The following is a 24,735-nucleotide window of genomic DNA, read 5'->3' on the forward strand; positions in this document are numbered from 1 at the left end:
ACAGTGTCACTCCGTCCGGGGCGGTGGTGGGTTCCCTGCGCGACGGGCCAGTACGGCCGCCTGTGCGCGGCTCTGGCATCCGGTTTTCGCCAGTACGCGGCTGACGTGCGTCTTCACCGTGTGCAAGCTGACCACGAGCCGGACGGCGATCTCCGCGTTGCTCAGCCCGTCGCCCACCAGGCGCAGCACATCGCGCTCCCGTGGGGTCAGGTCGGCCAACCGGGTCAGGTCGCCGTTGTCCGGCCGCTGCCGGGTGGCGAGGTGGCTCGCGATGATCCGCTGGGTGACCGCGGGACTGAGCGCGCTGTGCCCGGCGGCCGTGGCGCGCACCGCGGCGGCGAGTTCTTCGTAGGAACTGTTCTTCAGCAGGAATCCCACGGCGCCCGCGGCGAGCGCCTGGTCGACGTACTCGTCGAGGTCGAACGTGGTCAGTATGAGCGCCTGGGTGCGGCAGGGCCCCAGCATGCCGCGCCGGGCCAGTTCGGCCAGCGTCCACAGCCCGTCCCCGCGCGGCATGCGGATGTCCAGCATCAGCACGTCGGGTTTCAGCCGGACGCACACCTCGACGGCTTCCTCGCCGTCCCCGGCTGTGCCGACCACGGTGATGTTCTCCTGGCTGTCCAGTATCACGGCCAGGCCGTCGCGGATGATCCGCTCGTCGTCCACGACGAGCACGGTGATCAGCTCAGACACCGGCGGCGTCCCGTGTCATGGGGCTCAGTGGCAGCGTGGCCACCACCTGGAAGCCGCCCTCGCCGGTCGGTCCGGCGCGCAGCTCGCCGCCCAACGTGTCGACCCGCTCACGCATGCTGACCAGTCCCAGACCGGTGCCCCAGCCGGCCGGGGCGGGCTCCGCCGGCCGGGGGTTGACCACCTCGCAGCGCAACCGCCCAGCCTCCTCGGCGACGGTGACTCGGACCGGCGCGCCCGGTGCGTGGCGGCGCGCGTTGGTGAGCGACTCCTGCACGATGCGGTAGACGGTGAGCTGTACCGGGCGCGGCAGTGCGTCCGCCTCCGCCTCGATCCGCGCGTCCACGCGCGCGCCCGCGGCCCGGCTGCGGTCCAGCAGGTCGGGCAGATCGCCGAGACCGGGCATCGGTTGCAGCGGCGCCGCGTCGTCGGGACCGCGCAGCACCCGCAGCAGGTCCCGTAGTTCGCCGCCGGCCTGACGGCCCGCGAGGGCGAGCCCGTCGGTCTCGGTGCGCGCCCACTCCGGCAGCTCGCCGCCGCGAGCGCGCAGGGTTTCCGCGCGCACCACGAGCAGGGTGAGCGAGTGCGCGACCACATCGTGCATCTCGCGGGCGATCCGCACCCGTTCCTGCTGCGCGGCCTGCTGTTCACGCAACCGCTGTTCGCCCAGTACGTCCTCGACGCGCCGCTCGGTCGCCGCGAGGTTCGCGCGGTGGATGCGGGCGGCGAACCCGGTGGCCCAGGCCAACGGCATCGGGGCGAGGACGGCGAACACATCCGAAGAGCCCTGGTACTCCGCCGAGAAGGCGGTCATGTGGTTGATCCAACTCCCGACGGCGACCACCGCGCCACCGCCGAGCACTGCCAGCCAGGTGCGCGGCCGGCTCGTGCAGTAGCTGCCCACGCTGTGGAGGGCGACGGCGAGCGACAGGTAGACCAGCAGGGACAGCCGCACACCCACGGCAGCGCCCCAGACGACCCCGGTCACCAGGGCGCTGGTGATCACCAGGAACACGGCCACCGGCAGCCTGCGCCGCAGCGGCAGGACGACCGCGACCACCACCTCGCAGCCGGCCAGCAACCACCAGGCCCGCGCCGACACATCCGCGCTGGACTGCATCAGCAACGGCGCGCACAGCGTCAGTACGACAAGCCCGGCGTCGACACCCCGGGGGCGCCAGCCGGAACGCCACCAGCTGGAGTACTCCCTCACCCGTCCGACCCTAGCGGCGATCTCTCGCGGCATGGTCAATTCCCGTAATCGGAGCCGACGTTCGCGGTGGCGGCAGGGAGCCGTTCCGGCACCGCGTGCTGTTCGCGGCGCAGGCGTCGTGGCGTCCACCAGTTCCACTCGCCGAGCATGACCATCGCGGCGGGCAGGACCACGGCCCGGATGATCGTGGCGTCCAGCAGGATCGCCACGGCGAGTCCGACTCCGAGCTGCTTCATGTCCAGGGTGGTCAGGGTGCCGAAGATGGAGAAGACGGCGACCATGACCACGGCCGCGCTGGTCACGGTGGAGGCCGAGGTGGTGATACCGCGCGCGACCGCCTGCCGGTTCGGCATTCCGTCGCGGACCGCCTCCTCGATCCGGCTCACCACGAAGACGTGGTAGTCCATCGACAGCCCGAAGAGCACCACGAACAGGAACAGCGGCAGCCAGGTCACGATCCCGCCGTTGGACCGGAAGCCCAACAGGCCTTCCGCCCAGTGGTGTTGGAAGACCAGCGTCAGCAGCCCGTACGAGGCCGCCGCGGACAGCGAGTTCAGCGCGATCGCGGTGAGGGCGATGACCGGTGCCCGGAAGGTGGCCAGCAGCACGGCGAGGGTGAGCACGAGCACGAATGCGATCGCCCAGGGCATGGCGTCGGCCACGTCGGAGCTGAAGTCGGCGTTCATCGCGATCCAGCCGCCGACCGCGTACTGCGCGCCCGGCAGCCCGGACAGCGCCTCCGGGACAAGTCGCTGCCGTATGTCCTCCAGTACCCGTGTCGCCTTGTCGCTGCCCGCCGTGTACGGCACGCCCACGTCGAGCACGGACACCGTACGGTCCGCCGAGGTCCGTAAGTGCGGCTGCCGGTCGTGCGCGAACAGCGGGTCCCGCTGTGTGCGTTCGCCCAGTGCGGTGAGCGCCTGTCGCACCCGGACCGCCTCCCCGGCCGGGGCGCGGACCGCGATCCGGAAGGAGGAGCCGGTGCTCGGGAAGGCGTCGGCGAGCCGGTCGTAGCTCCGCATGATGGGGATGGAGCGGGGCAGGTCCGCGTCGTCGGTCAACTTGAGGTTCATGCCCAGCGCCGGGGCGGCGAGCGCCAGCAGTCCGGTGACGGCGACCGCGAGGGTAGCCTTCGGGCGCCGCACAGCGGGCCGCAGCACCGCCGGCCAGAAGCGGCCTTCGCCCTCCTGCCGGGCGGCCAGCCGCCACACCAGCGGGACGCGCGGCCGGTCGAGCCGGCGTCCGAGCTTGGACAGCAGCGCGGGCAGCACCGTGACCGAGCCGAGCACCGCCACGGCCACCACCAGGATCGCGCCGGTCGCCAGCGAGTGGAACGTCGAGCCGTTCACGATGAACAGGCCGCACATGGAGACCGTGACCGCCAGGCCGGAGACGACGATCGCGTGCCCGGAGGTGGCCGCCGCGATCTCGACCGCGTCCACGCCGCTGTGGCCCTTGGCCCGCTCTTCGCGTTCCCGCCGCAGGTAGAACAAGGAGTAGTCGACCCCGACCGCCATCCCGATCAGCAGGATGACGCTGTCCAGCACGTCGGTGGCCGGCACGAGGAGAGAGGCCAGCGCGGACAGCCCGATCGCCGCCCCGACCGACGACAGCGCCAGCAGCACCGGGACACCGGCGGCGGCCAGCGCGCCGAAGGCCACCAGCAGGATCACCAACGTGACCGGAAGACTGATGAGTTCCGCCTTGTGGAAGTCGCCCTGGATACGGCTGTTCAGCGCCTTGTCCATCGAGGCGTCGCCGGCCTCCTCCACCCGCAGCGCCGGGTAGCTCTTCGCGACGGTCGCCGTCGCGTCCAGCAGCGGTTGGACGCGGTCTCCGTCGTCGTCGACCGGCCCCGCGATCTCCGCCTGGACGAGCAGCACCGACCCGTTCGGCGCGAGGACGGCCGACTGGACCTCCGCCACCGCGGGCAGCGCCTTGAGGCGTGCGGTGATGTCGGCGGCGGCACGCCGGGCGACCGTCTCGTCCAGGGCGCCGGAACGGGCACTGATCAGGATGTTCTCCACCGCCGGGTCGGAGAACCGGCCGCTGTCCACGATCTCCGCCGCGCGGCCCGACTCCCCCGACGAGAAGTCCGCGTCGGCCGTCCTCGTGCCGACCGCACCGCCCACCGCGACACAGACCGCGACGAACAGCACCCAGCCGACGATCGCCCGCCACGGGTGTGTCGCGCTCCACCGCGCGATCCGCACGGTCACCATCGGGCGTTGCGCCCTGGGCATCGGGGGTTCCATTGTGGCCGTCCGGCGCTCCATGATCGCCTCCTCTTCCGGTTGGCGTCAGTTGGCGTCTGCCGGAAGGGACTTGCCGAGCATGGTGCAGACCGCGGCGTCGACCACCTTCCGGTCCGCGGCGCCCACACCCTCGGCGCGCATCCCGAACAGCGTCGTGGCCACCACGGTGACCGAGCGCTTCCCGGTCTCGTCCGTGTAGTTCTGGCTGGAGTAGCCGGGAACCGCGCCGGTGTGCCCCCACACCGGTCCACACGGGCTGAGGTACCTCTCGATACCGAGCCCGTACCGCGCGCTGTCCGGGTCACCGGGCGTCTCCACCACGGTCGTCTTCATCTCGGCGAGCTGCGCGGGCGGCAGCAGCCTGCCGAACGCCAGCGCCCGCAGGAACCGCTGCTCGTCGGCCGGCGTGGACACGATGGCGCCGGCGGCCCACGCCCATTCGGGGTTGAGCGAGGTCACCAGCACATGGTCGCCCCGGGCGGGGCCGGCGAACGCGGTGCCCTTGGGCGCCTCCGGTGGCAGCAGCGGCGCCAGGTGCTCGGCATCCGGCTCGTAGCCATCGGCCAGCTTGTCGCCGTCCCGGGACGCCCCGCTGGTGGCCAGGTAGGTGTCGTGCAGGCCGAGCGGCCGGATGATCCGACGCTGCAGCAGCGTTGCCAGGTCCTGGCCGGTCGCCTTCTCCAACACCAGGCCCAGTGCCGCATAGTTGGTGTTGCTGTAGGCGTACTCGGCGCCCGGTGTGAACAGCGGCGGGTACTGCGCCGAGACCGCCAGCAACTCCTCCGGCGTCACCGAGGACGTGTCCGCACCGGTCACCCGGGCGAGGATGCCGGGATCGTTGATGTAGTCGAACAGGCCGCTGGTGTGGTTCAACAGCATCTTCAGCGTGATGTTCCCGCCGCCGGGCACCAGGCCCGGCAGCCACTTCTCCACCCGGTCCTGCAGCGACACCTTGTGCTCGGCGACCAGTTGCAGCACCAGCACACCGATCATGGTCTTGGTGTTCGACCCCATCCGGAACTGGTCATGGGCGGACAGCTTGTGGTCCCGCCTGGTCCACGCGGCCTGCCGCGCGAGCGAGATCGTCCTCCCGTTGCCGAGTTCCACCCGCACCGCCACTCCTGGCACGCCCGCGTCGACTTCCTTCTGCATCAGCCCGGCCAACTGCCGCGCGGCGGCGTCCTCTCCGGCCGGTCGGCCGGCCGGTCGGCTGCTGTCGACGCCCCGCGGCGCGGAGTCAGTCAGCGCGACCGCGTCCGGCGTGACGCAGGCGAGGGCCGCCAGCGCGGTCAGAGCGGCGCACACGGCCGAGCAGGCACGTCGGGAGGGCATGCGCTCTCCGGCGAATCGGCGACCCATCGTTTCCTCCTGGGGTTGATTTCCCTTGCGGCGCAACGGCCGCGCGGAAACCATTCAGCCAGGACGGCAGCACAAGATCGTCACTCGTTGGCGGGCGATTTCCGCACCGCCGTCACTCCCCCGGACGACAGCATCCGGCGCCGGTGTCACTCCAAGGAATGACCTCTTTCGGCGAGGCGCTGGTCGGACCGCCGATCCACCAGGCGTAGAAGGCGGCCAGGGCCACAACGAGGCCGGGTACAGGGGCATGGCGATCCGGAGTGCGGCGAAGGCCGCGAGGATGATGGCCATGGCGGTGACAGTGCGGCGGATGAGGATCCCGGGGGTGACGCCAAGGAGGAAGGCGAAGGCGGCGTAGTGGAAGCGGCCGGCAAGCCCAAGCCCCTACGCCTCCGGACGCGACAGCCACAGCTCGCACGACCGGAGCACCCCTTCTACACGCACCCGAAAGACCTCCTGCCGGTCCACGTCAGCAAGGTCATCGAGCAGCCGGATCACAGCCCGTGATGACGGCTTGCCAACCAACCTGCCGCAACCCTGCCGACTACGCAACGACACAACCTTTGGACCAGCGAAAACCCCCGCCCCTATGTGCCAACAAGGCTGCGTCGTCACAGCGGGGCCGGGCAGCGGGCACCGGCACCGGGCACCCGCACCCGGGACCCGGCGCCCGGTCCCGGCGCCCGGTCCCGGCGCCCGGTCCGCGCTCCCCGTCTCAGCCCAGGATCGTCGTCAGGAACTCGCCCGTCCACGCCAGCAGTTCCCGCCCCACCGTCGGCTTCCCGCCGATCTTGCCCGTCGTCGGGCGCGGGACCAGGATCTGGTGGACGGCCGGCTTGATGACCGTCCGGGGGTGCAGCCGCTTCAGGCGCAGCTCCTGCGACTCCCGCAACTCCACCGGGGCGAACCGGATGTTGGAGCCCTGGAGCACGATCTCGCCCACCCCGCACGCCCGCGCCAGCATCCGCAGCCCCGCCACCAGCAGCAGGTTCTCCACCGGCTCCGGCAGCTTGCCGTAACGGTCGGTGAGCTCCTCCCGTACGGCGGTGATGTCGGCCTCCGTGTTCGCGGAGGCGATCGCGCGGTACGCCTGGAGGCGCAGCCGCTCGCCCGGGGCGTAGTCGTGCGGGACGTGCGCGTCCACCGGGAGTTCGATCTTGACCTCCAGCGGGGGCTCCTCCTGCTCCCCGCCGTCCAGCGCCGCCCGGTAGTCCGCGACCGCCTCGCCCACCATCCGTACGTACAGGTCGAAGCCGACGCCCGCGATATGGCCGGACTGCTCGCCGCCCAGCAGATTGCCCGCGCCGCGGATCTCCAGGTCCTTCATCGCCACGTACATGCCCGCGCCCATCTCCGTGTGCTGGGCGATGGTCGCCAGGCGCTCGTGCGCGGTCTCCGTGAGCGGCTTCTCCGGCGGGTAGAGGAAGTACGAGTAACCGCGCTCGCGCCCACGCCCGACCCGGCCGCGGAGCTGGTGGAGCTGCGAGAGGCCGAAGTTGTCGCCGCGCTCCACGATCAGGGTGTTGGCGTTCGAGATGTCGATGCCGGACTCGACGATGGTCGTGGAGACCAGCACGTCGAACTTCTTCTCCCAGAAGTCCACCACGACCTGCTCCAGCGCCGCCTCGCCCATCTGCCCGTGCGCCGTCGCGATCCGCGCCTCGGGGACGATCTCGCGCAGCTTCGCCGCCGCGCGGTCGATCGACTCGACCCGGTTGTGGATGTAGAAGACCTGGCCCTCGCGGAGCAGCTCGCGCCGTACGGCCGCGCCGATCTGCTTCTGTTCGTACGGTCCGACGAACGTGAGCACCGGATGCCGCTCCTCCGGCGGTGTGGTGATCGTCGACATCTCCCGGATGCCGGTAACCGCCATCTCCAGCGTGCGGGGAATGGGGGTCGCGGACATGGTGAGCACGTCGACATTGGCACGGAGCTTCTTGAGCTGCTCCTTGTGCTCCACGCCGAAGCGCTGCTCCTCGTCCACGATGACCAGGCCGAGGTCCTTGAATTTGGTCTCGGAGGAGAAGAGCCGGTGCGTGCCGATGACGATGTCGACCGCACCCTCCCGCAGCCCCTGGAGCGTGGCCTTCGCCTCCGTGTCCGACTGGAAACGGGAGAGCGCCTTCACGGAGACGGGGAACTGCGCGTACCGCTCGGAGAACGTCCCGAAGTGCTGCTGCACCAGCAGGGTCGTGGGGACGAGGACCGCGACCTGCTTGCCGTCCTGGACCGCCTTGAAGGCCGCCCGTACGGCGATCTCGGTCTTGCCGTAGCCGACGTCGCCGCAGATCAGCCGGTCCATCGGGACCGTCTTCTCCATGTCCTCCTTGACCTCGGCGATGGTGGAGAGCTGGTCGGGCGTCTCCACGTACGGGAAGGCGTCCTCCAGCTCGCGCTGCCAGGGGGTGTCCGGGCCGAAGGCGTGCCCGGGGGCGGCCATCCGCGCCGAGTAGAGCTTGATCAGGTCGGCGGCGATCTCCTTGACGGCCTTCTTGGCGCGCGCCTTGGTCTTCGTCCAGTCCGCGCCGCCGAGGCGGTGCAGGGTCGGGGCCTCGCCGCCGACGTACTTGGTGACCTGCTCCAGCTGGTCGGTCGGGATGTAGAGCCGGTCGCCGGGCTGGCCGCGCTTGGCCGGCGCGTACTCCACCAGCAGATACTCGCGGGTGGCGCCCTGCACCGTACGCTGCACCATCTCCACGTACCGGCCCACGCCGTGCTGCTCGTGGACGATGTAGTCGCCCGGCTCCAGGGTCAGCGGGTCGATGGTCTTGCGGCGCTTGGCGGGCATGCGGGCGCCGTCCTTGCCCGCCGCCTTCTGGCCGGAGAGGTCGGTCTCGGTGAGGACGGCGAGCTTGAGCGCCGGGTCGACGAAGCCGTGGTCCATCGAGCCGCACGCCACGTGGACGACGGACGGCGCGATCTCGGCGAGCCCGCCCGCCGAGCGCGCGCCCGGGGTGTCGAGCCGCGCGGCGATCCCCTCGCCGCCCAGCACCTCGACCGTACGGGCCGCCGTGCCGTGGCCCTCGGTGACGTAGACGGTCCGCCAGCCGTCGGCGAGCCAGCCCTTGGTGTCGGCGAGGGCGCGGGCGGTGTCGCCCCGGTACGACTCGGGGGCGTGCATGCCGAGCGTGATGGCCTCGTCACCCAGCTCCTCGTCGACCGCGAAGGGGGAGACGGACCACCACATCATGCCCAGCTCGCGGGCGCGGTCCCGGACGTCCGCGACGGACCACAGGGAGGCGGCGCCGACGTCGATGGGCGCCTCGCCGCCCCCCGCGCCCGCCGCCCAGGAGGCGGCCAGGAACTCCTGGCTGGTCGCGACGAGGTCGGCGGCCCTGGTCCGTACCCGCTCGGGGTCGCAGACCAGCGCCATGGAGCCCGCGGGGAGGACGTCGAGCAGCAGCTCCATGTCGTCCACCAGGACCGGGGCGAGGGACTCCATGCCCTCGACGGCGATCCCCTCGGCGATCTTTCCCAGCAGGTCGCCCAGCTCGGGGTGTTCCTCGGCGAGCTCGGCGGCCCGTGCCCGCACCTCGGGAGTGAGCAGCAGCTCCCGGCAGGGCGGCGCCCACAGCCCGTGCTCCGCGACCTCCAGGGAGCGCTGGTCGGCGACCTTGAAGTAACGGATCTCCTCGACGTCGTCGCCCCAGAACTCCACACGGAGGGGGTGCTCCTCGGTGGGCGGGAAGACGTCCAGGATGCCGCCGCGCACGGCGAACTCACCGCGCTTCTCGACCAGCTCGACGCGTGCGTACGCGGCGGCGGCCAGCGCCTCGGTCACCTCCCCCAGATCGGCGCTCTGCCCGCTGCGCAGCGCGACGGGCACCAGCTCCCCGAGCCCCTTGACCTGCGGCTGGAGCACGGACCGTACGGGCGAGACGACGACGCTGACCGGCCCGGCCGCCGGATCGTCCGGCGAGGGGTGCGCGAGCCGGCGCAGCACCGCGAGCCGTCGGCCCACGGTGTCGGACCGGGGCGACAGCCGCTCGTGCGGCAGCGTCTCCCAGGACGGGTACTCCACGACGGTGTCCGGATCGAGCAGCGACCGCAGCGCCGCGGCGAGATCCTCGGCCTCCCGCCCGGTGGCGGTCACGGCCAGCACGGGCCGCCCCGCCTCGCGCGCCAGCGCGGCGACGGCGAAGGGCCGGGCGGCGGGCGGCCCGACCAGATCGACATGCGTGCGGTGACCGTCGGTGGCGGCCTTCACCGCTTCGGCGAGCGCCGCGTCCTTGATGACGGCGTCGAGCAGACCGTGCAGGCTCATGAAGGGGGTTCCGTCCGGGTCCATGGGTGGGTGGTGGGTGGGGCGGGTGCGGTTCACGTGGTGCGTGCGGTGAGTCGCACGCTCGCGCCGGGCAACGCGAAGGGCCCGACACGTCGCACGGGCCGGGAGTTCTCCAGCGTACGACGCCGGTACGACAGCCGCGGCCGGAGCTGGGGCCGGAGCCACGGGGGCGACCGGGACGGCCGCTGCGGCTGTGAAGGCGTACGGGCGGGGCGGACGTTGGCGAGAACTCGCCTCCTGACGATGTTGCTTTGCGTAGTCGGCCCCCGTAAAATTTATTATTCCTTTTCGTCTGAAATTCTCCTGAAATTCTCGCCGGGGGCAGGAATGAATCGTCCATGGGAAGCGGACCCTTCCGCGTTATTCGACAGGCGCCTCGGCAGGACGGCACAGGAACTCGGACATTCGACGGACGATGACGACTGCCCGGACATCTGGCGACTCGACAACGGCGACATCGCGGTCATCGGCCGCGATCTGACGACGGCCTATTCGTCACAGCTCCCCGCCGGAGTCTCCCTGGCGGCCGACGAACGTCTCGTCGTGATCCCCGGCAGTATGCTCAGCGCCGCGAAAAGGGATATTCCGGATGCTTGATCTGAGGGCACCGAAAATCAGCCCGGAGTTGGGTGAGCGCCTCGTCAGCAAGGACTACAAGCGGGACTTCAGGGAGCGCCAGGCGCTGATCCACGACGGAGCCTCGTGGAAGCTGGAGCGGCGGCAGTACTTCGAGGAGCAGAACAGCCCCAGCAGGGACGCGCTTCATCACGGCGACTGGCAGGAAGCGCTTCGCCTCTTCGCCGAAGGGCGGGGCGCCATCATGGCGAAGGCACGGGAGAACGAACGCCGCCGGTACGTATTTCACCGGGTCCGTATTGTGGAGTATCCCATCACACCGTATGTGCAGTGGGAACTGCACTCACTGGTGCAACAGGACGAGCTGGGCGGGAACCGCGTACGGATCGTCACCGCGGACAAAGTGGCCGACTCCGAGAAAGCGCGGCAGCTTCCGGAAATCGTGGTGATGGGAAGCCGGACGCTCTACAACGTTCTTTACACCGACAACGGGAAACCGTTGGGCGCGATCCGCTTCACCGACCTGCGGCAGGTACATGACTGGGAGCATTACATCCGATCGCTTTACGAAGCGGGTGAGGACATCGCCTCGTTCTTCTCCCGTGAAATTGCTTCCCTGCCCGCGCCTGTCCCGCAACCGGAGTGAGTCATCGATCAGCACAGCGGCCCGTCGGACGTTCCCGACCGCTCGAACAACGAGCTGTCGGGAACGTCCCAGGACGTCGTCCAGGCCGGAAGCGTCACCGGCGGGGTCCACTTCCACCGGCACACGCCACCCGGAAGTGACGGCCCGGGACGCGAGGGCGCGGCAGGACGCGAGGGCCCCGTACCCCGGCAGTTACCCGGTGACGTCCACCGGTTCATCAACCGCACCGCCGAACTGGGTGAGCTGAACGCCGTCCTGCCCACCGAGGAAGGCGCTCCCGTCGTCGTGTCGGTCTGCGTCGTCGCGGGCACCGCGGGCGCGGGCAAGACCTCGCTCGTCCTGCACTGGGCGCACCAGGTCCGCCACCGCTTCCCCGACGGCCAGCTGTACGTCAACCTGCGCGGCTACGACCCCGGGCAGCCGCTGAGCGCGCAGGAGGCCCTGCGCGGCTTCCTGCCTGCGCTCGGGGTGCCCGCCGGCTCCGTACCGCAGGATCCCGACGCGGCCGCCGCGTACTACCGCTCCCTGCTGTCCGACCGCAGGATGCTGATCGTGCTGGACAACGCGGCCACCGCCGCCCAGGTCCGCCCCCTGCTGCCCGGCTCCGCCCACTGCCTGACGCTGGTCACCAGCCGCAGCAGGCTCTCCGGGCTCGCGATACGCGACGGCGCGCGACGGCTGACCCTCGGCACCCTCCCTGAGGCGGAAGCCGTCGCGCTGCTGCGGGCCGTGACCACGGGCTACCGCGCCGAGGACGACCTGCGTGAGCTCGCGGAGCTGAGCAGACTGTGCGCCGCGCTGCCGCTGGCCCTGCGCATCGCCGGGGAGCGGGCGGCGAGCAATCCGCATCTGCGCCTGACCGACCTGATCGCCGAACTGCGGGACGAGTCCGTCCTCTGGGACGCGCTCAGTGTCGGGGACGCGGAGGAGGCCGAGGCCGTACGCACCGTCTTCGCGTGGTCCTACCGCGCCCTGCCCGCGCCCGGCGCGACGCTCTTCCGGCAGCTCGGTCTGCACCCCGGGCCGGAGTTCGGCCTGCCCGCCGCCGCCGCGCTGGCCGCGCTGCCCGTCGTCAGGGCCCGGCAGCTCCTCGACTCCCTCGTGGGCGCGCATCTGCTGGAGCAGACAGGCCCCGACCGCTACCAGTTCCACGACCTGCTCCGCGCGTACGCCGCGGGGCTCGCGCACCAGGAGGGAGCGCCGGAGGACGGGCGGGCGGCGCTCCGCCGCGTGCTGATCTGGTACCTGCGCACCGCGGAGGCGGCGCGGGTCAGGCTCGCCCCGGCGCAGGATCCGGTGCCCCTGACACAGGGGGAACTGGACGAGACGGCCCGGCCCCTGGATTTCGCGGATGACGACGCGGCGATGGACTGGGCGGAGCGCGAACATACGAATCTGCTCAGGGCGGTCGGTACCGCCGCGGGAGAGAACGACGAACTGGCATGGAAGTTGACGGAGGTCCTGTGGTCGGTGCAGCCACACTTCGCTTCCATGACCGACTGGCTGGCCGTGGGCAACACCGGTCTGGCCTCGGCGCGCCGAGTGAACGACGCAGCCGCCGAAGCGCTGATCCTCACGCGCCTCGGCATGGCTCATCACCGAATCAACGCATGGGACGAGAGCCTGGACTGCCATCGGCAAGCGCTGGCGATTCGCCGTGCCAACGGTGACCGCAACGGTGAGGCCCGCTCGCTGAACCTGATCGGACTCATCCAGCTACGCCGTCGCCAACTGGACTCAGCCGCCACCCATTTCGAGCAGGCTTCGGCGCTCTGGCGGACAGTGGGTTCCGAGCACTGGGCTGCCACCGCCCTCTCGAACCTCGCCACGACCTACTGCAACGCCGGGCGCGCGGGGGAAGCCTCTGCCACCGTCCAAGAGGCCCTGGCCGCACACCGCGCACTCGAAAATCCGGGCGGCGAGGGCAACGCGCTGCGCATGCTGAGCAGTCTGCAACGCGAACGGGGCGAGTCGGAGGCGGCGCTCCGTACGGCCGAACAGGCCCTGGACATCGCCCTCGCACGACGCGACCAGGTCATCGAGGCCTACTGGCTCCTCACCCTCGGCGACGCCCAACGCGAACTGGGTCACCTCGCGGACGCGCTCGTCTCGTACCAGCGCTCCGCCGACCTGCACCGCCGACTGGGCAACCGCAGCCGCGAGGCGATGTCCTGGCTGGGCGCCGGCCAGACGTACCAGGCTCTGGGCAGACCGGACGAGGCGGCCCACTTCCACCGCCGGGCCGCCGCCGTCCACCACGGCCTCGCGGACACCTGGCACGAGGCACTGGCCCTGGAGGCGCTGGCCACGGCACTGGACGCCGCCGACCCCACGGCCGCCCAGCAGCACCGCACCCAGGCACTGCGCCTGCTCGCCCCGTACGAGGACCCCCGGGCGGCGGCCGTGCGGGGGCGGCTGGGCGGGCCGGGGTCGTAGCGTACCCGAACGAGTGTCTTTTCAATGACGTTGAGCACATGGAAGACTGCATAGCGTTACAGATGTTCGGGAGGCTTCGAGAGAGGAGCCGATGCATGGGTACGCACGGTGATGGCAAGGGCGGTTCCGAGGGCGACAAGAAGCAGTCACCTCGTGAAGGCGACGGCAGATGGACCAAGCCGGTCACCAACCCCCCGAAGAAGAAGGACAAGTGACCTGACGTGAGCACACCGGCGCGCCTGCTGGAGATCCTGGCCGCCCAGGGGGCGGTCCCCGCCGGATGGGAGGACACAGTAGGCGCGGTCCGGCGCGAGTTGTTCCTGCCGGACACGATCGAGGCAGGAGGTTCGGTGATTTCCCGGGCCGAGAACCCGGAGCAGTGGCTCGCCGCCGTCTACGACGACCTTCAGATCATCACTCAGGTCAACGACGGCTTCGAAACTCCCGAAGGCACCTACCAGTTGCCGACCTCGTCCAGCTCCATGCCCAGCATCATGCTGGAGATGCTGGAACTCCTGGAGGTACGGGAGGGGCAACGCGTCCTGGAGCTCGGAGCGGCCACCGGCTACAACGCCGCCTGGCTCGCCCACCGCCTGGGCTCGGACCGTGTCACCAGCGTCGACCTCGATCCGGTACTGGCCCGGCAAGCCGCGAAGAACCTCGATGCGGCCGGCTTCCATCCTCAAGTGGTCTGCGGGCTCGGCGAGTACGGCCGACCGGACGGGGCACCGTACGATCGCATCGTCGCGACGTACACCGTGCCCGAGATCCCGTACGCCTGGGTCGAGCAGGCCCCTGCGGGCCGGATCGTCGCACCCTGGGGCGGAAGTTTCTTCCCGTACAGCTTCGCCGTGCTGGACGTGGCCGACGGCGAGGCACACGGCCGCTTCACCGGATACCCCGCCTTCATGCGCACCCGCCGGAATCGCCCGCAGCGCGGCTATCTCGCCGATTTCCTGCACCACCGGGAGGAGGCCGTCGAGTCGCGTACAGACCTGTCCCCTCTCACCTTCGACGGCGACCCCGACGCGCTGTTCTTCATCGGCCTCGACCTGCCAGACGCCTGGCACTTGAGGGTCGACGCGGACACCGGGAGCAACGACAGCGGCGGCGAGGCGACCTTCTGGATCCTGGCGGACGACCGAAGGTCCTGGGCGGCGGCCGATCACGTCCCGGGGGCCGAGGAGTACGTGGTCACCCAGTACGGGCCGCGCTTCCTGTGGGACGAGGTGGAACGTTCCTACCGGCGGTGGGAGGAGCACGGCCGACCGGAACGCGACCGCGCCGGGCTGAGCGTCACGCGCAGCGGCGAACGGGTGTGGCTGGATACGCCGGGGAGCTTCGTCCCGTAACCGGGGCAGCGCGCGGAATACGGATACGGCCGCGCGCCCCCCGTTTCAGGCGGCGCAGCCCTCCCGGGCGCCCGCGTCAGCGCCGAGCGGCGCGAGCCACACCAGGCGGGGCGTACGGTCTTCCGTTCGGCGGAAGTGCCGCATGACGCTCTCCGCCGACGGCAGCCGCCACCGGCGCACGCCGCCGACATGGATGACCTCGGCCTCCCCGCTCTCGTACGCCAGGCCCCACGCGACGACCACGGCGTCCGCGTCGTCCGTGCCAGGGCGGTACTCCTCCACGACGGCGAAGAGCCGGGGTGCGGTATCGCGTACAAGTTCGTACACCTCCTGGGTGAAGTCCAGCTCCAGTGCGGGTTCTTGCGGCGATGCGGTCGGCATGCTCGTCATGGAAATCCCCTGTCTGAGTCTCAAGAAGGGTGAGCGCGCCTGCCCGGTAGGGCTGGGCATGGCGGGTGAAGGCGCCTGGTGGCGCGACCGGTTGGAGCGGCCTGTCACACACAGTAGACGAGACGATACTATTCACACAGCAAAAAATGCCGATACATCAGAACGGGTGAAGCAACGCTATGGCTCGAAAGGTTTTCCCACCGTCGGTACGGCAACGGCGCCTTGGCGCCGAGTTGCGCAGGCTCCGCGAGCAAGCGGATCTGTCGGTCACCAAGGCTGCCGCGCGCCTCGGTTCCTCTCAGCCGCAGGTCAGCAGCGTCGAGCTGGGGCACTTCGCGGTGAGCGCGGACCGGGTCCGGGCCATGGCTCATAGCTATACCTGTACGGACGAGGCCCTGGTCGAGGCACTCGCCGAGATGACCGGAGGGCGGACACGCGGCTGGTGGGAGGAGTACCGCGACATCCTTCCGGCCGACACACTTGATCTGGCCGAACTGGAACACCACGCCACCGGGATGCACACCGCAGCGGTGATCCATCTGCCGGGCCTGCTCCAGACCCGAGCCCATGCGCATGCCGTCATCAGCGACGTGGTCCCGTCGCTCGCGCCGCCCGATGTGGAACACCGGGTCTCGTACCGGATCAAGCGGCAGGCAGTGCTCTACCGGGAGAATCCGACTCCACTGACAGCGATCATCCATGAGGCCGCCCTGCGCATGGGCTTCGGCGGACCGGAGGTAGCCCGCGCGCAGCTGAAATCCCTCCTGGACTTGAGCGAACGGGAACACATCACCATCCGAGTGATCCCGTTCGGCGCGGGCACCTTCCCCAGTTCCGGGCAGGGCATCCATCACATGGCCGGCACCATCCCGGCCCTGGACACTGTTCAGCTCGACACAGATCATGGTTCCGCATTCCTTGACACCCCACCGCAGTTGGTGAAGTACCGGACCGTTCTGGATCGCATGGAGGCTTGTAGCCTCAAACCAGCGGCGTCCCGGACTCTGATCCGCCGGGTCGCACAAGACATCTGAGAAAGGAAAACGCGTGTCGGCCCTCAACTGGCAGAAGTCCTCGCACAGTGGCGAGGCCGCCAACTGCGTCTACGTAGCCGCTACCGGCGACGGCACCATCAAACTCCGCGAGAGCGACACCCCGGACACCATCCTCACCACCACGCCGGACAGCCTCCGCGCCCTCATCCTCCGCGTGAAGGCAGGCGAGTTCGACCGCCTCGCCTCGTAACGCGCAGCACTCCGGCCCCGATGGACGTTGGAGGGCGTCCACCGGGGCCGGAGTGACTACCGTACCCGTACGTGCGTGCGTGGTCCGTACGTTCTACTCCGTGGCGATCGCGTTCAGGACGTTCATGCGGCCCGCGCGGAACGCCGGGATCAGGGCGGCGAACAGGCCGACGAAGGCCGAGGCGACGAAGACCGTGGCGATGGTCGGCCAGGGGATCTCCAGGACCCCCAGGCCCTCCAGGGCCAGCAGCTTCTGGGCCGAGGTGCCCCAGCCCATGCCCAGGCCGAGGCCGAGCAGCGCGCCGAAGAGGGCGATGACGACCGACTCCAGGCGGATCATGCGGCGCAGCTGGCGGCGGGAGAGGCCGATGGCGCGGAGGAGGCCGATCTCCCGGGTGCGTTCGACCACCGAGAGGGCCAGGGTGTTCACGACCCCCAGCACCGCGACGATGATCGCGAGGGCCAGCAGGCCGTAGACGATGTTGAGGAGCTGGCCGATCTGGTCCTTCAGCGTCTGCTTGAAGTCCGTCTGGTTCTGCACCTTGTACTGCGGGTAGCCGGCCAGCGAGTCCTTGAGGGCCGCGTACGCCTGCTTCTCCTTGCCGTCCTCGGCCGCCGCGAACATGATCATGTTCTTGGGGACCCGCTCGGCCGGCAGGTACCGCTCCACGGTCGTGATATTGACGTACATCGCGCCCTTGTCGACGTTCACGTCGTCCGAGGTGATCGCCGCGACCTTCAGCTTCGCGGTCCGGCCGCCGTTGAAGGCCACCGTCATCTCGTCGCCCACCTTGACGCCGTTCCGCTCGGCGTAGTCGTCGCCGACCGACATCGCGTCCTTGCCGTACGCCGCCGCCAGTTCACCGCTCACCGTCTCGCGGCGCAGGTCCGTGGCGTACGACGGGTCGGCCGCCGCCAGGCCGGTGCGCTCCGTCTTTCCGTCCGGGGCGGTCAGCGCCACCTCGACCCACTTGTACTCCGTGAAGTGCGCGATGTCCGGCGTCTTCTCCAGCGCAGCCTGGGCCTGCGGCACGATCGGCTGGCCGTTGCTGCTCTGGATGATGAAGTCCGCGCCGACCGAGCGGTCCAGTTCGTCCGTCGCGGAGGCGACCATCGACGAGCCGACGACCGACAGGCAGGCCACCAGCGCGAGGCCGATCATCAGGGCCGCGCCCGTCGCCCCCGTACGCCTCGGGTTGCGCAGCGCGTTGCGCTCCGCCATCCGGCCGACCGGGCCGAACATCCGCAGCACCGCCACGCTGAGCACCCGGACCAGGCCGCCCGCGAGGAGCGGGCCGATCACGACGAAGCCGAGCAGGGTCAGGACCACGCCGACGCCGAGGTAGAGCGAACCCTCGCTCGCCTTCGCGGAGTTCGCCGCCAGGAGCAGCGCGGCCCCGCCGGCGCCCGTCAGGACCAGTCCGATGACCGCCCGTACCCACCCGGAACGCCCGTCGGCCGGGGTCCCGGCGTCGCGCAGCGCGGCCATCGGGGAGATCTTCCCGGCCCGCCGCGCCGGTACGTACGCGGCGACGACCGTGACGACGATGCCGAGGACCAGGCCGATCACCGGGGTCGTCCACTTCACCGTCAGATCGTCCGTGGACAGGTCCATGCCGATGGAGGACATGACCTTCATCAGCCCGACGGCCAGCCCCACCCCGGCCGCGACACCCGTCACCGAGCCGATGATCCCGAGGAGCACCGCCTCCAGCAGCACCGAGCGGTTGACCTGCCGGCGGCTGGAGCCGAGGGCCCGCATCAGGCCGATCTCCCGGGTCCGCTGCGCGACCAGCATCGAGAAGGTGTTGACGATGAGGAAGATGCCGACGAGGAAGGCGATCCCGGCGAAGCCGAGCATCGCGTACTTCATGACGTCGAGGAACGAGCCGACGTCGGAACGGTTCGCGTCCGCCGCCTCCTGCTGCGTCTGGAGCTTGTACGGCCCGGCCCCGAGCGCCGCCGCGACGTCCTGCTTGAGCCGCGCGTGGCTGACGCCCTGCTCGGCGGTGACATTGAGGTGCGTGAAGCGGCCGGTCCCGCCGAGCAGCACCCGCTGCGAGGTGGCGGTGTCGAAGAAGACGATCGTCGCGCCCGGGTTGGTGACGGTGAAGGTCGCGATCCCGGAGATCCTCGCCTTGATGTCGCCCGTGACGGCGATGGTGCGCAGCTCGTCACCGATCGCGAGACCGTGCTTCTCGGCGGCGTCCGCGTCGATCATCACCTCGGTCGGGCCGCGCGGCGCGTGGCCGGAGGTGATCCGCATCGACTTCAGGTCGTTACGAGTCCAGTTGCCCGCGATGGTCGGGGCGCCGTTGCTGCCGCCCACGTCCTTGTCCGCGTCGTCGACGACGGTCACGCTCATGCTGCTGACGGCGCCCTCGACGGACCGTACGCCCTCCGCCTTCCGTACGGTCTCCATCGCGGCGGCGGGCAGCGACTCGGGGCGGCCCGTCTGTGAACTGCCCGAATCCCCGTCGGCCTCGGCCTTCTTCGGGCTGACCGTGACGTCCGAGGAGGTCGCGGCGAAGAGCTTGTCGAAGGTCGTGTTCATGGTGTCGGTGAAGACGAGCGTCCCGCAGACGAACGCCACCGAGAGCAGGACCGCCACGGCGGAGAGCGCCATGCGTCCCTTGTGCGCGAAGAAGTTGCGCATCGAGGTCTTGAAGACGGTCACGAGGTACGCCCCCGCGCGTCGAAGTCCTTCATCCGGTCGAGCACGGCGTCGGCGGTCGGGCGCAGCATCTCGTCGACGATCCGGCCGTCCGCGAGGTACAGCACCCGGTCCGCGTACGAGGCGGCCACCGGGTCGTGCGTGACCATCACGATGGTCTGGCCGAGGTCGTCGACCGAGCGGCGCAGGAAGCCGAGGACCTCGGCGCCGGCCCGCGAGTCCAGGTTCCCCGTCGGCTCGTCGCCGAAGATGATCTCGGGCCGCGCGGCGAGCGCGCGGGCCACGGCGACGCGCTGCTGCTGCCCGCCGGAGAGCTGCGTCGGGCGGTGCGTGAGCCGGTCGGCGAGTCCTACGGTGTCCACGACCTGCTGGAGCCAGGCGGTGTCCGCCTTGCGGCCCGCGATGTCCATGGGGAGCGTGATGTTCTCCAGGGCGTTGAGCGTCGGCAGCAGGTTGAACGCCTGGAAGATGAAGCCGACGCGGTCCCGGCGCAGCCGCGTGAGCTGCTTGTCCTTGAGCTTGGTTATCTCGGTCTCGGCGAGGTGGATCTCGCCGGAGGACACCGTGTCCAGACCGGCGAGGCAGTGCATCAGCGTCGACTTGCCGGAACCCGAGGGGCCCATGATCGCGGTGAACTCCCCCCGGGCGATGTCCACGTCGACATGGTCCAGCGCGACGACCCGGGTGTCCCCGGAGCCGTACGCCTTGACGACCTGCCGCGCTCGCGCCGCGACGGCCGTACGCCCTCCGGTACCCCCGTGCTTGGGGATGGTCACAGCCGTTGTCACGGTAAGTCTCCTATATCGCTTGATGCATCGCATGAGTTGGTGCGTGCGTAGGTGTGGATGTTGGTGCGGGTGCGGGTGTGGTTACGGGGATGTCGCCGGCGCGTGCCTGGACGAGTCTGGTGTGTCCGGGGTGTCGGCCGCAGTGGTGCCCGGCGCAGTCTTCGCCTGGGGTTTTCCCCACCCCCCTGTCGTGGGGAAGCCCCCGGCGCGGGCCCCGTGGCGGGGCCGCCGTGTCCGTAAGAACAACCTAAGGAGCGGGGAAGGGCCGCACGTCCTCCACCGGGACGAACGGCCCCTGGGCAGAAGTAAGGAGATACCCCTAGGGGACTACACCCGCCGGTGGAGGACGCCAATACTCCGTTTCGTCCCCTCCCGCCGTCCGAGGTGCGGGTGAGAAGGTGTCCCCGACGAAATACGTGTACGGGGAAGGGATCCTGTGAGCAGCGCCGGAGGAAGTACCGAGGACACGGAGCACGACAAGGACGCGGGACATACAGGCGCGATACCCGCCGGCCCGCGCACCCCCGGCAAGCGCGGGCCGGTCGTCGCCGCGCTCATGCTCGGGATGGCGCTCGCCGCGCTGGACGGCACCATCGTCTCCACGGCCGTCCCGCAGATCGTCGGCGACCTCGGCGGATTCGCCGTCTTCTCCTGGCTGTTCTCCGGCTATCTGCTCGCCGTCACGGTCACCCTGCCCGTCTACGGAAAGCTCTCCGACACTCTCGGCCGCAAGCCCGTCCTGGTCGCCGGCATCGTCCTGTTCCTCATCGGCTCGCTGCTCTGCGCCACCGCCTGGAACATGGCCTCCCTGATCGCCTTCCGCGTCGTCCAGGGGCTGGGCGGCGGGGCGCTCCAGGGCACGGTGCAGACCATCGCCGCCGACCTCTACCCGCTGAAGGAGCGCCCGAAGATACAGGCCAGGCTCTCGACGGTCTGGGCCTCGTCGTCCGTGGCGGGCCCGGCGGTGGGCGGGTTCATCGCGGGGTACGCGGACTGGCGCTGGATCTTCCTGATCAACCTGCCGGTCGGGGCGGTGGCGCTCTGGCTGGTCATCAGGTACCTCCACGAGCCCCACCGGGCGCGCGCGGCCGTGACGGGTACGGAGGCTCACGCGGGTACGGAGGCCCACCCGCGTACGCGGCCCGCCGCCCGGGCCCGTATCGACTGGGCGGGGGCCCTGGGCGTCTTCGCGACCGGGGCGCTCCTGCTCACCGCGCTCGTCCAGGGCGGGGTCGCCTGGCCCTGGCTCTCCGCGCCGTCGTTCGCGTTCCTCGGCTGCAGCGCGGTTCTCGCGGCGCTCACCGTCGTCATCGAGCGCCGGGCCGCCGAGCCGATCCTGCCGGGGTGGGTCTGGCGCCGTCCCACCATCGCGGCCGTCAACCTCGCGCTCGGCGCCCTCGGGCTGCTGATGGTCGCCCCGACCGTCTTCCTCCCGACGTACGCGCAGTCCGTCCTCGGGCTCGGTCCGATCGCCGCCGGGTTCGTGCTCTCCGCGATGACGCTGAGCTGGCCGGTCAGCGCGGCCCTCTCCAACCGGGTCTACAACCGCATCGGTTTCCGGCTGACCGCCGTCATCGGCATCTCGCTCGCGACACTGGTCCTGCTCGCCTTCCCCCTGCTCCCCTACCCGGGCCACGCCTGGCAGCCGACGCTGATCATGCTGCTGCTGGGGGCGGCGCTGGGGCTGTTCCAGCTTCCGCTGATCATCGGAGTGCAGTCGACGGTCGGCTGGTCGGAGCGGGGCACCGCCACCGCGTCCATCCTCTTCTGCCGGCTGATCGGCCAGAGCGTGGGCGCCGCGCTGTTCGGCGCGGTCGCCAACTCCGTACTCTCCGCGCGGCTCGCGAACGCGCCCACGCCCGGGCTGCCCCAGGACGTGGACGGTGTCGCGCAGGCCCTGGAGGACCCGGCGTCCCTCGGCGCCGGGGCCGCCGACTATCTGCGCCGGGCGATGGACACGGCGGTCGACCATGTCTTCGTGGGCGCGGCGGTCGCGGGCGCGCTGGCCCTTCTCGTCCTGCTCCTCCTCGCGCCGCGCCGCTTCCCGGTGATCCCGGACGCGCCCGCCGACCAGCAGGGTCCTTAGGGGCCGCCGCGCACGGGGGCCGTCACTCCTCCGTCGGCGCCCTCCCCGTCAGCGCCGCCAGGCTGTTCCGTACGTGCGCCATGTGCGCCCGCATCTCCTCGCGCGCCTCCTCGTGGAGCCGTATCTGCCGTTCCGTGTCCCTCGCCACCGAGTCCGCCCGCGCCCGGGCCCGGGCCATCAGCTCGCTCGCCTGGTCCTGCGCGTCCTCCTGGCGGTGCCGCGCCTGCTCCCCCGCCGCCGAGAGCCCGCGCTGCGCCTCCACCAGCTTCGCCTGCGCCTGCGCGACGAGTTCGGCCGACTCGGCCTCCAGCGCCGCCTCCCGCGCCGTGGACTCCCGCTCCGTCGCCGCCAGCCGCTCCGTGTGCTTCTGCTCCAGCTCCTCGATCAACCGCCGCGTGCGCCGGCGCACCTCGTCCAGCTCCGCGACCGCCTCCGCCCGGTGCTCCGCGCCCTCGTCGCGGGCCTCGCTCCGCTTCGCGTCAGCCGCGTCCCGCGCCGCCCCCACCACGCGGTCGGCGTCCGCCTCCGCCGCCGCCCGTATGCCGTCGGCCTGCGCGCGCGCCGCCTCGCGGATGTCCGCCGCCACCGCCTCGGCCGCCGCGATCACCGCCGCGCACTCCTCGCGCACCTCGGCCCGCAGGGTCTCGTCCTCCTGCCGCGCGAGCGCCAGGATCTGCTGGGCGCGCCGGCCGAGCGTCTCGTACGTCGGCTGCTCCAGCGTGGCGACCCGTGCCGCCAGCAGCTCCGCCTCGCCCGCCAACTGCTCGGCCTGGGAGGTGAGCCGCACGATCCGCTCCCGGGCGTCGTCGCGCTCCTTGAAGAGTTCGGCGTACGTCCGGTCGACCTGTTCGGGACGGTAACCACGACCCCATACGGGCACGAAGCCATGATCCGACAACGGTGCACCACCCATCTTGAAGCCCCTCAGGGGCAAGCCACACAGTCATGTAGTCACACAGCCACAAAAGTCAGGGTCGGATCGGGTACAGCGAGGCGCCCCCCCCCCCCCGGGGGGGGGCGCCTCGGTCATCCGCCGACGCGTTCTGTTCTAACGAACGGTCACAGCAATCCGTCCCACATCTGTTCCAGCAGTACCGACCACCAGTTCTCCGGCGACGACAGCGCCGCCGGGTCCAGCGCCGCGAGCTGCGCCTGGAAGTCGACCGTCCAGCGGCCCGCCTGCTCGGGGGTCAGCCCGTAGCGCAGCCGCCACATCCGCCCCAGCAGCGCCAGGGAGCGGGTGAACTCCGGCAGCCCGGTGTTCACGAACTGCGGCGCCACCGGCTGCCCGCCGGGCCCCGCCTCCACCGGTACGGCCATGATGTGCGCCGTACCGTACTGGACGCAGAGCGCCCGCCCGAAGTCGCTGCCCATCACCAGGTACGAGCCCGCGTCCGAGGCCGGCTGCACCTGCCGCTGCGCGGCCAGTTCGGCCAGCGTCGGCACCACCGGCTGCGGGGGCTGCGCCCAGAAGAACGGCCCGAAGTCGGCCGGCAGCCCCGCCCACACCAGCGTGCGCGCCACCAGGTCCGGCACGCCCTGCCGGGACACGGCGCGCTGGTCGAACCGGCAGATGCCCTGCGGCCCGAACGCCGCCGCCAGTTCCTGTGCGATCCCCTCCGGCGGCACCGGCGGCGCGGGCGCCACCTGCGGCAGCGGCGCCCGGACCGGCGCGGGGCGCGCGGGACCGTCCGCGACCTGGTGCAACTCGCCCTGGTGGGTGAGGAGATGCTGCATGCCCTGCTGCCGGCTGGCGTGGTCCTGACCGTACGGGGCGACGCTGGTGATCCGGACCTGCGGCCAGGTCTCCCGGATCATCCGCGCGCAGTAACCGCCGGGCAGCTCGCACGACTCCAGCTCCGTGTGGAGTTCGAGCACCTGCTGCGGCGGCACGTTCATCCCGCGCAGCTCGTGCAGGATCTGCCACTCGGGGTGCGGGGTGCCGGGCGCGGAGCGCCGGATGATCTGCGCCTCGGAGCCGTCGGGCGCGCGGTAGCGCAGCACGGCCTGGTAGCCCGGGCCGACGGTCGGCAGCCCGGACGGCTGGGGCGGGTAGCCGTATGCCGCCGGCGGTACGGGACCGGGGGCGCCCGGCGGCATCCCCGGCGGCATGCCGGGCGGGCCCGGCGGCTGGGCGGCCGACGGCGGTACGGGGCCGCCCTGCTGCCCCGGTCCCGCCAGCATCGTCGCGGCGTGGTGCACACCGCCGGGCGGCGTACCGGGGGCGCCCGGAGCACCAGGGGCTCCGGGAGCGCCGGGCGGACCCGGGGGCCGGGGCGCGCCGGGCGGGCCCGCGAGCGGGGTCTGGCCGCCCTGGCTCGGGTCCGCGAACATCGTGGCCGCGTGGTGCACGCCGCCCGGGGGTGTGCCGGGAGGCGTACCCGGGGGCGTACCGGGCGGGGTGCCGGGGACGCCCGGCGGACCGGGCGGCCGCGGGACGTTGGAGCCGATGCTCGGCGCGAGCTGCGTCGGCAGATAGCCACCGGCCGGGGCACCCGGCGTCCCCGGACCCGACGGCGACGGAGCCGGCGGGGCGGGCGGCGGGGTGCCGCCCGGGACACCCGGCGCGCCGGGCGGCGGCGGGGGCTGCACCGCGGCACCGCCGCCGCGCGCGCCACGCGGCGGCACGGCGGCCTTGCTCGTCGCGGCGTCGGCGATGTCACCGCTGCCGGAACTCGCACCGGGCGCACCCGGGGCACCCGGAGCTTGGCTAAGTCTAAGCACCCGGATCAAGCCATCCC

General features: G+C 71.2%; 17 protein-coding genes. 7 read left to right on the forward strand and 10 right to left on the reverse strand.

Translation table 11 applies throughout. The features are described 5' to 3' along the window. Positions 1-6: 6 nt before the first annotated feature. The 5 genes from ACFTZC_RS36545 to mfd all read right to left on the reverse strand — a co-directional run bounded on the left by ACFTZC_RS36545 (position 7) and on the right by mfd (position 9,781). On the reverse strand, positions 7-693 hold the full coding sequence (locus ACFTZC_RS36545) for a response regulator (RefSeq protein ID WP_382897549.1): 687 nt from the start codon (positions 691-693) through the stop codon (positions 7-9). Beyond that, positions 686-1,903 carry a sensor histidine kinase gene (locus tag ACFTZC_RS36550; RefSeq protein WP_382897551.1) on the reverse strand — a complete coding sequence of 406 codons (1,218 nt, stop codon included), beginning with the start codon at positions 1,901-1,903 and terminating at the stop codon, positions 686-688. The genes ACFTZC_RS36545 and ACFTZC_RS36550 overlap by 8 nt, the downstream gene beginning before the upstream one ends. Positions 1,904-1,938: 35 nt before the next feature. Next, positions 1,939-4,146, reverse strand: coding sequence for an MMPL family transporter (locus ACFTZC_RS36555; RefSeq protein ID WP_382897553.1), 2,208 nt, complete (start codon positions 4,144-4,146; stop codon positions 1,939-1,941). Between the two features lie 57 nt (positions 4,147-4,203). Beyond that, positions 4,204-5,490: a serine hydrolase domain-containing protein gene (locus ACFTZC_RS36560; RefSeq protein WP_382897556.1), complete on the reverse strand. Its 1,287-nt coding sequence runs from the start codon at positions 5,488-5,490 to the stop codon at positions 4,204-4,206. Between the two features lie 742 nt (positions 5,491-6,232). Beyond that, positions 6,233-9,781: a transcription-repair coupling factor gene (gene mfd, locus ACFTZC_RS36565; RefSeq protein ID WP_382897559.1), complete on the reverse strand. Its 3,549-nt coding sequence runs from the start codon at positions 9,779-9,781 to the stop codon at positions 6,233-6,235. A gap of 348 nt (positions 9,782-10,129) precedes the next feature. Here mfd and ACFTZC_RS36570 point away from each other — a divergent pair, with 348 nt between their 5' ends. From ACFTZC_RS36570 to ACFTZC_RS36585, 4 genes are all read left to right on the forward strand, one after another. Beyond that, entirely contained in the window at positions 10,130-10,399 is a 270-nt protein-coding gene (locus ACFTZC_RS36570) for a hypothetical protein (RefSeq protein ID WP_382897593.1), read from the forward strand. Continuing rightward, positions 10,392-11,024, forward strand: coding sequence for a DUF6879 family protein (locus tag ACFTZC_RS36575; protein WP_382897562.1), 633 nt, complete (start codon positions 10,392-10,394; stop codon positions 11,022-11,024). Before ACFTZC_RS36570 ends, ACFTZC_RS36575 begins: the two co-directional genes overlap by 8 nt. A gap of 285 nt (positions 11,025-11,309) precedes the next feature. Further along, complete coding sequence (locus tag ACFTZC_RS36580) at positions 11,310-13,460, forward strand: ATP-binding protein (protein ID WP_382897565.1); 2,151 nt, start codon at positions 11,310-11,312, stop codon at positions 13,458-13,460. Between the two features lie 221 nt (positions 13,461-13,681). After that, on the forward strand, positions 13,682-14,812 hold the full coding sequence (locus ACFTZC_RS36585) for a methyltransferase domain-containing protein (protein ID WP_382897567.1): 1,131 nt from the start codon (positions 13,682-13,684) through the stop codon (positions 14,810-14,812). Positions 14,813-14,857: 45 nt separating this feature from the next. Here ACFTZC_RS36585 and ACFTZC_RS36590 read toward each other — a convergent pair whose 3' ends face one another. Continuing rightward, a complete protein-coding gene (locus ACFTZC_RS36590) occupies positions 14,858-15,193 on the reverse strand; it encodes a hypothetical protein (protein WP_382897569.1) in 336 nt (111 codons plus the stop codon). Positions 15,194-15,381: 188 nt separating this feature from the next. Between ACFTZC_RS36590 and ACFTZC_RS36595 the strand changes: the two genes are divergently transcribed. Together ACFTZC_RS36595 and ACFTZC_RS36600 are read left to right on the forward strand one after the other, a co-directional pair. Continuing rightward, positions 15,382-16,236 (forward strand): helix-turn-helix domain-containing protein, encoded by an 855-nt coding sequence (locus ACFTZC_RS36595; RefSeq protein ID WP_382897572.1) that lies wholly within the window; start codon positions 15,382-15,384, stop codon positions 16,234-16,236. Positions 16,237-16,249: 13 nt separating this feature from the next. Further along, positions 16,250-16,447, forward strand: coding sequence for a DUF397 domain-containing protein (locus tag ACFTZC_RS36600; protein ID WP_382897575.1), 198 nt, complete (start codon positions 16,250-16,252; stop codon positions 16,445-16,447). Positions 16,448-16,540: 93 nt separating this feature from the next. Here the strand turns inward: ACFTZC_RS36600 and ACFTZC_RS36605 are convergent, their stop codons facing one another. Continuing rightward, positions 16,541-19,123, reverse strand: coding sequence for an ABC transporter permease (locus ACFTZC_RS36605; RefSeq protein ID WP_382897577.1), 2,583 nt, complete (start codon positions 19,121-19,123; stop codon positions 16,541-16,543). Continuing rightward, positions 19,120-19,908 carry an ABC transporter ATP-binding protein gene (locus ACFTZC_RS36610; RefSeq protein WP_382897580.1) on the reverse strand — a complete coding sequence of 263 codons (789 nt, stop codon included), beginning with the start codon at positions 19,906-19,908 and terminating at the stop codon, positions 19,120-19,122. Before ACFTZC_RS36610 ends, ACFTZC_RS36605 begins: the two co-directional genes overlap by 4 nt. 502 nt (positions 19,909-20,410) lie before the next feature. On the opposite strand from ACFTZC_RS36610, the gene ACFTZC_RS36615 reads away from it, so the two are divergent. After that, entirely contained in the window at positions 20,411-21,994 is a 1,584-nt protein-coding gene (locus tag ACFTZC_RS36615; protein WP_382897595.1) for an MFS transporter, read from the forward strand. Between the two features lie 22 nt (positions 21,995-22,016). Here the strand turns inward: ACFTZC_RS36615 and ACFTZC_RS36620 are convergent, their stop codons facing one another. Further along, positions 22,017-22,874 (reverse strand): cellulose-binding protein, encoded by an 858-nt coding sequence (locus tag ACFTZC_RS36620; RefSeq protein ID WP_382897582.1) that lies wholly within the window; start codon positions 22,872-22,874, stop codon positions 22,017-22,019. A gap of 179 nt (positions 22,875-23,053) precedes the next feature. Then, positions 23,054-24,735, reverse strand: a 1,682-nt coding sequence (locus ACFTZC_RS36625) for an SUKH-4 family immunity protein (protein ID WP_382897585.1), incomplete at its 5' end; no start/stop codon positions are given.

Source organism: Streptomyces sp. NPDC056987 (assembly GCF_042673865.1).
In the GTDB taxonomy this organism is placed as follows: domain Bacteria; phylum Actinomycetota; class Actinomycetes; order Streptomycetales; family Streptomycetaceae; genus Streptomyces.

Excerpts from the sequence above, each read along its gene's own strand:
- ACFTZC_RS36555 (WP_382897553.1), bottom strand. The coding sequence starts at position 4,146 with ATGCCCAGGGCGCAACGCCCGATGGTGACCGTGCGGATCGCGCGGTGG.
- ACFTZC_RS36560 (WP_382897556.1), bottom strand. The coding sequence starts at position 5,490 with ATGCCCTCCCGACGTGCCTGCTCGGCCGTGTGCGCCGCTCTGACCGCG.
- mfd (WP_382897559.1), bottom strand. The coding sequence starts at position 9,781 with ATGAGCCTGCACGGTCTGCTCGACGCCGTCATCAAGGACGCGGCGCTC.
- ACFTZC_RS36570 (WP_382897593.1), top strand. The coding sequence starts at position 10,130 with ATGAATCGTCCATGGGAAGCGGACCCTTCCGCGTTATTCGACAGGCGC.
- ACFTZC_RS36575 (WP_382897562.1), top strand. The coding sequence starts at position 10,392 with ATGCTTGATCTGAGGGCACCGAAAATCAGCCCGGAGTTGGGTGAGCGC.
- ACFTZC_RS36590 (WP_382897569.1), bottom strand. The coding sequence starts at position 15,193 with ATGCCGACCGCATCGCCGCAAGAACCCGCACTGGAGCTGGACTTCACC.
- ACFTZC_RS36595 (WP_382897572.1), top strand. The coding sequence starts at position 15,382 with ATGGCTCGAAAGGTTTTCCCACCGTCGGTACGGCAACGGCGCCTTGGC.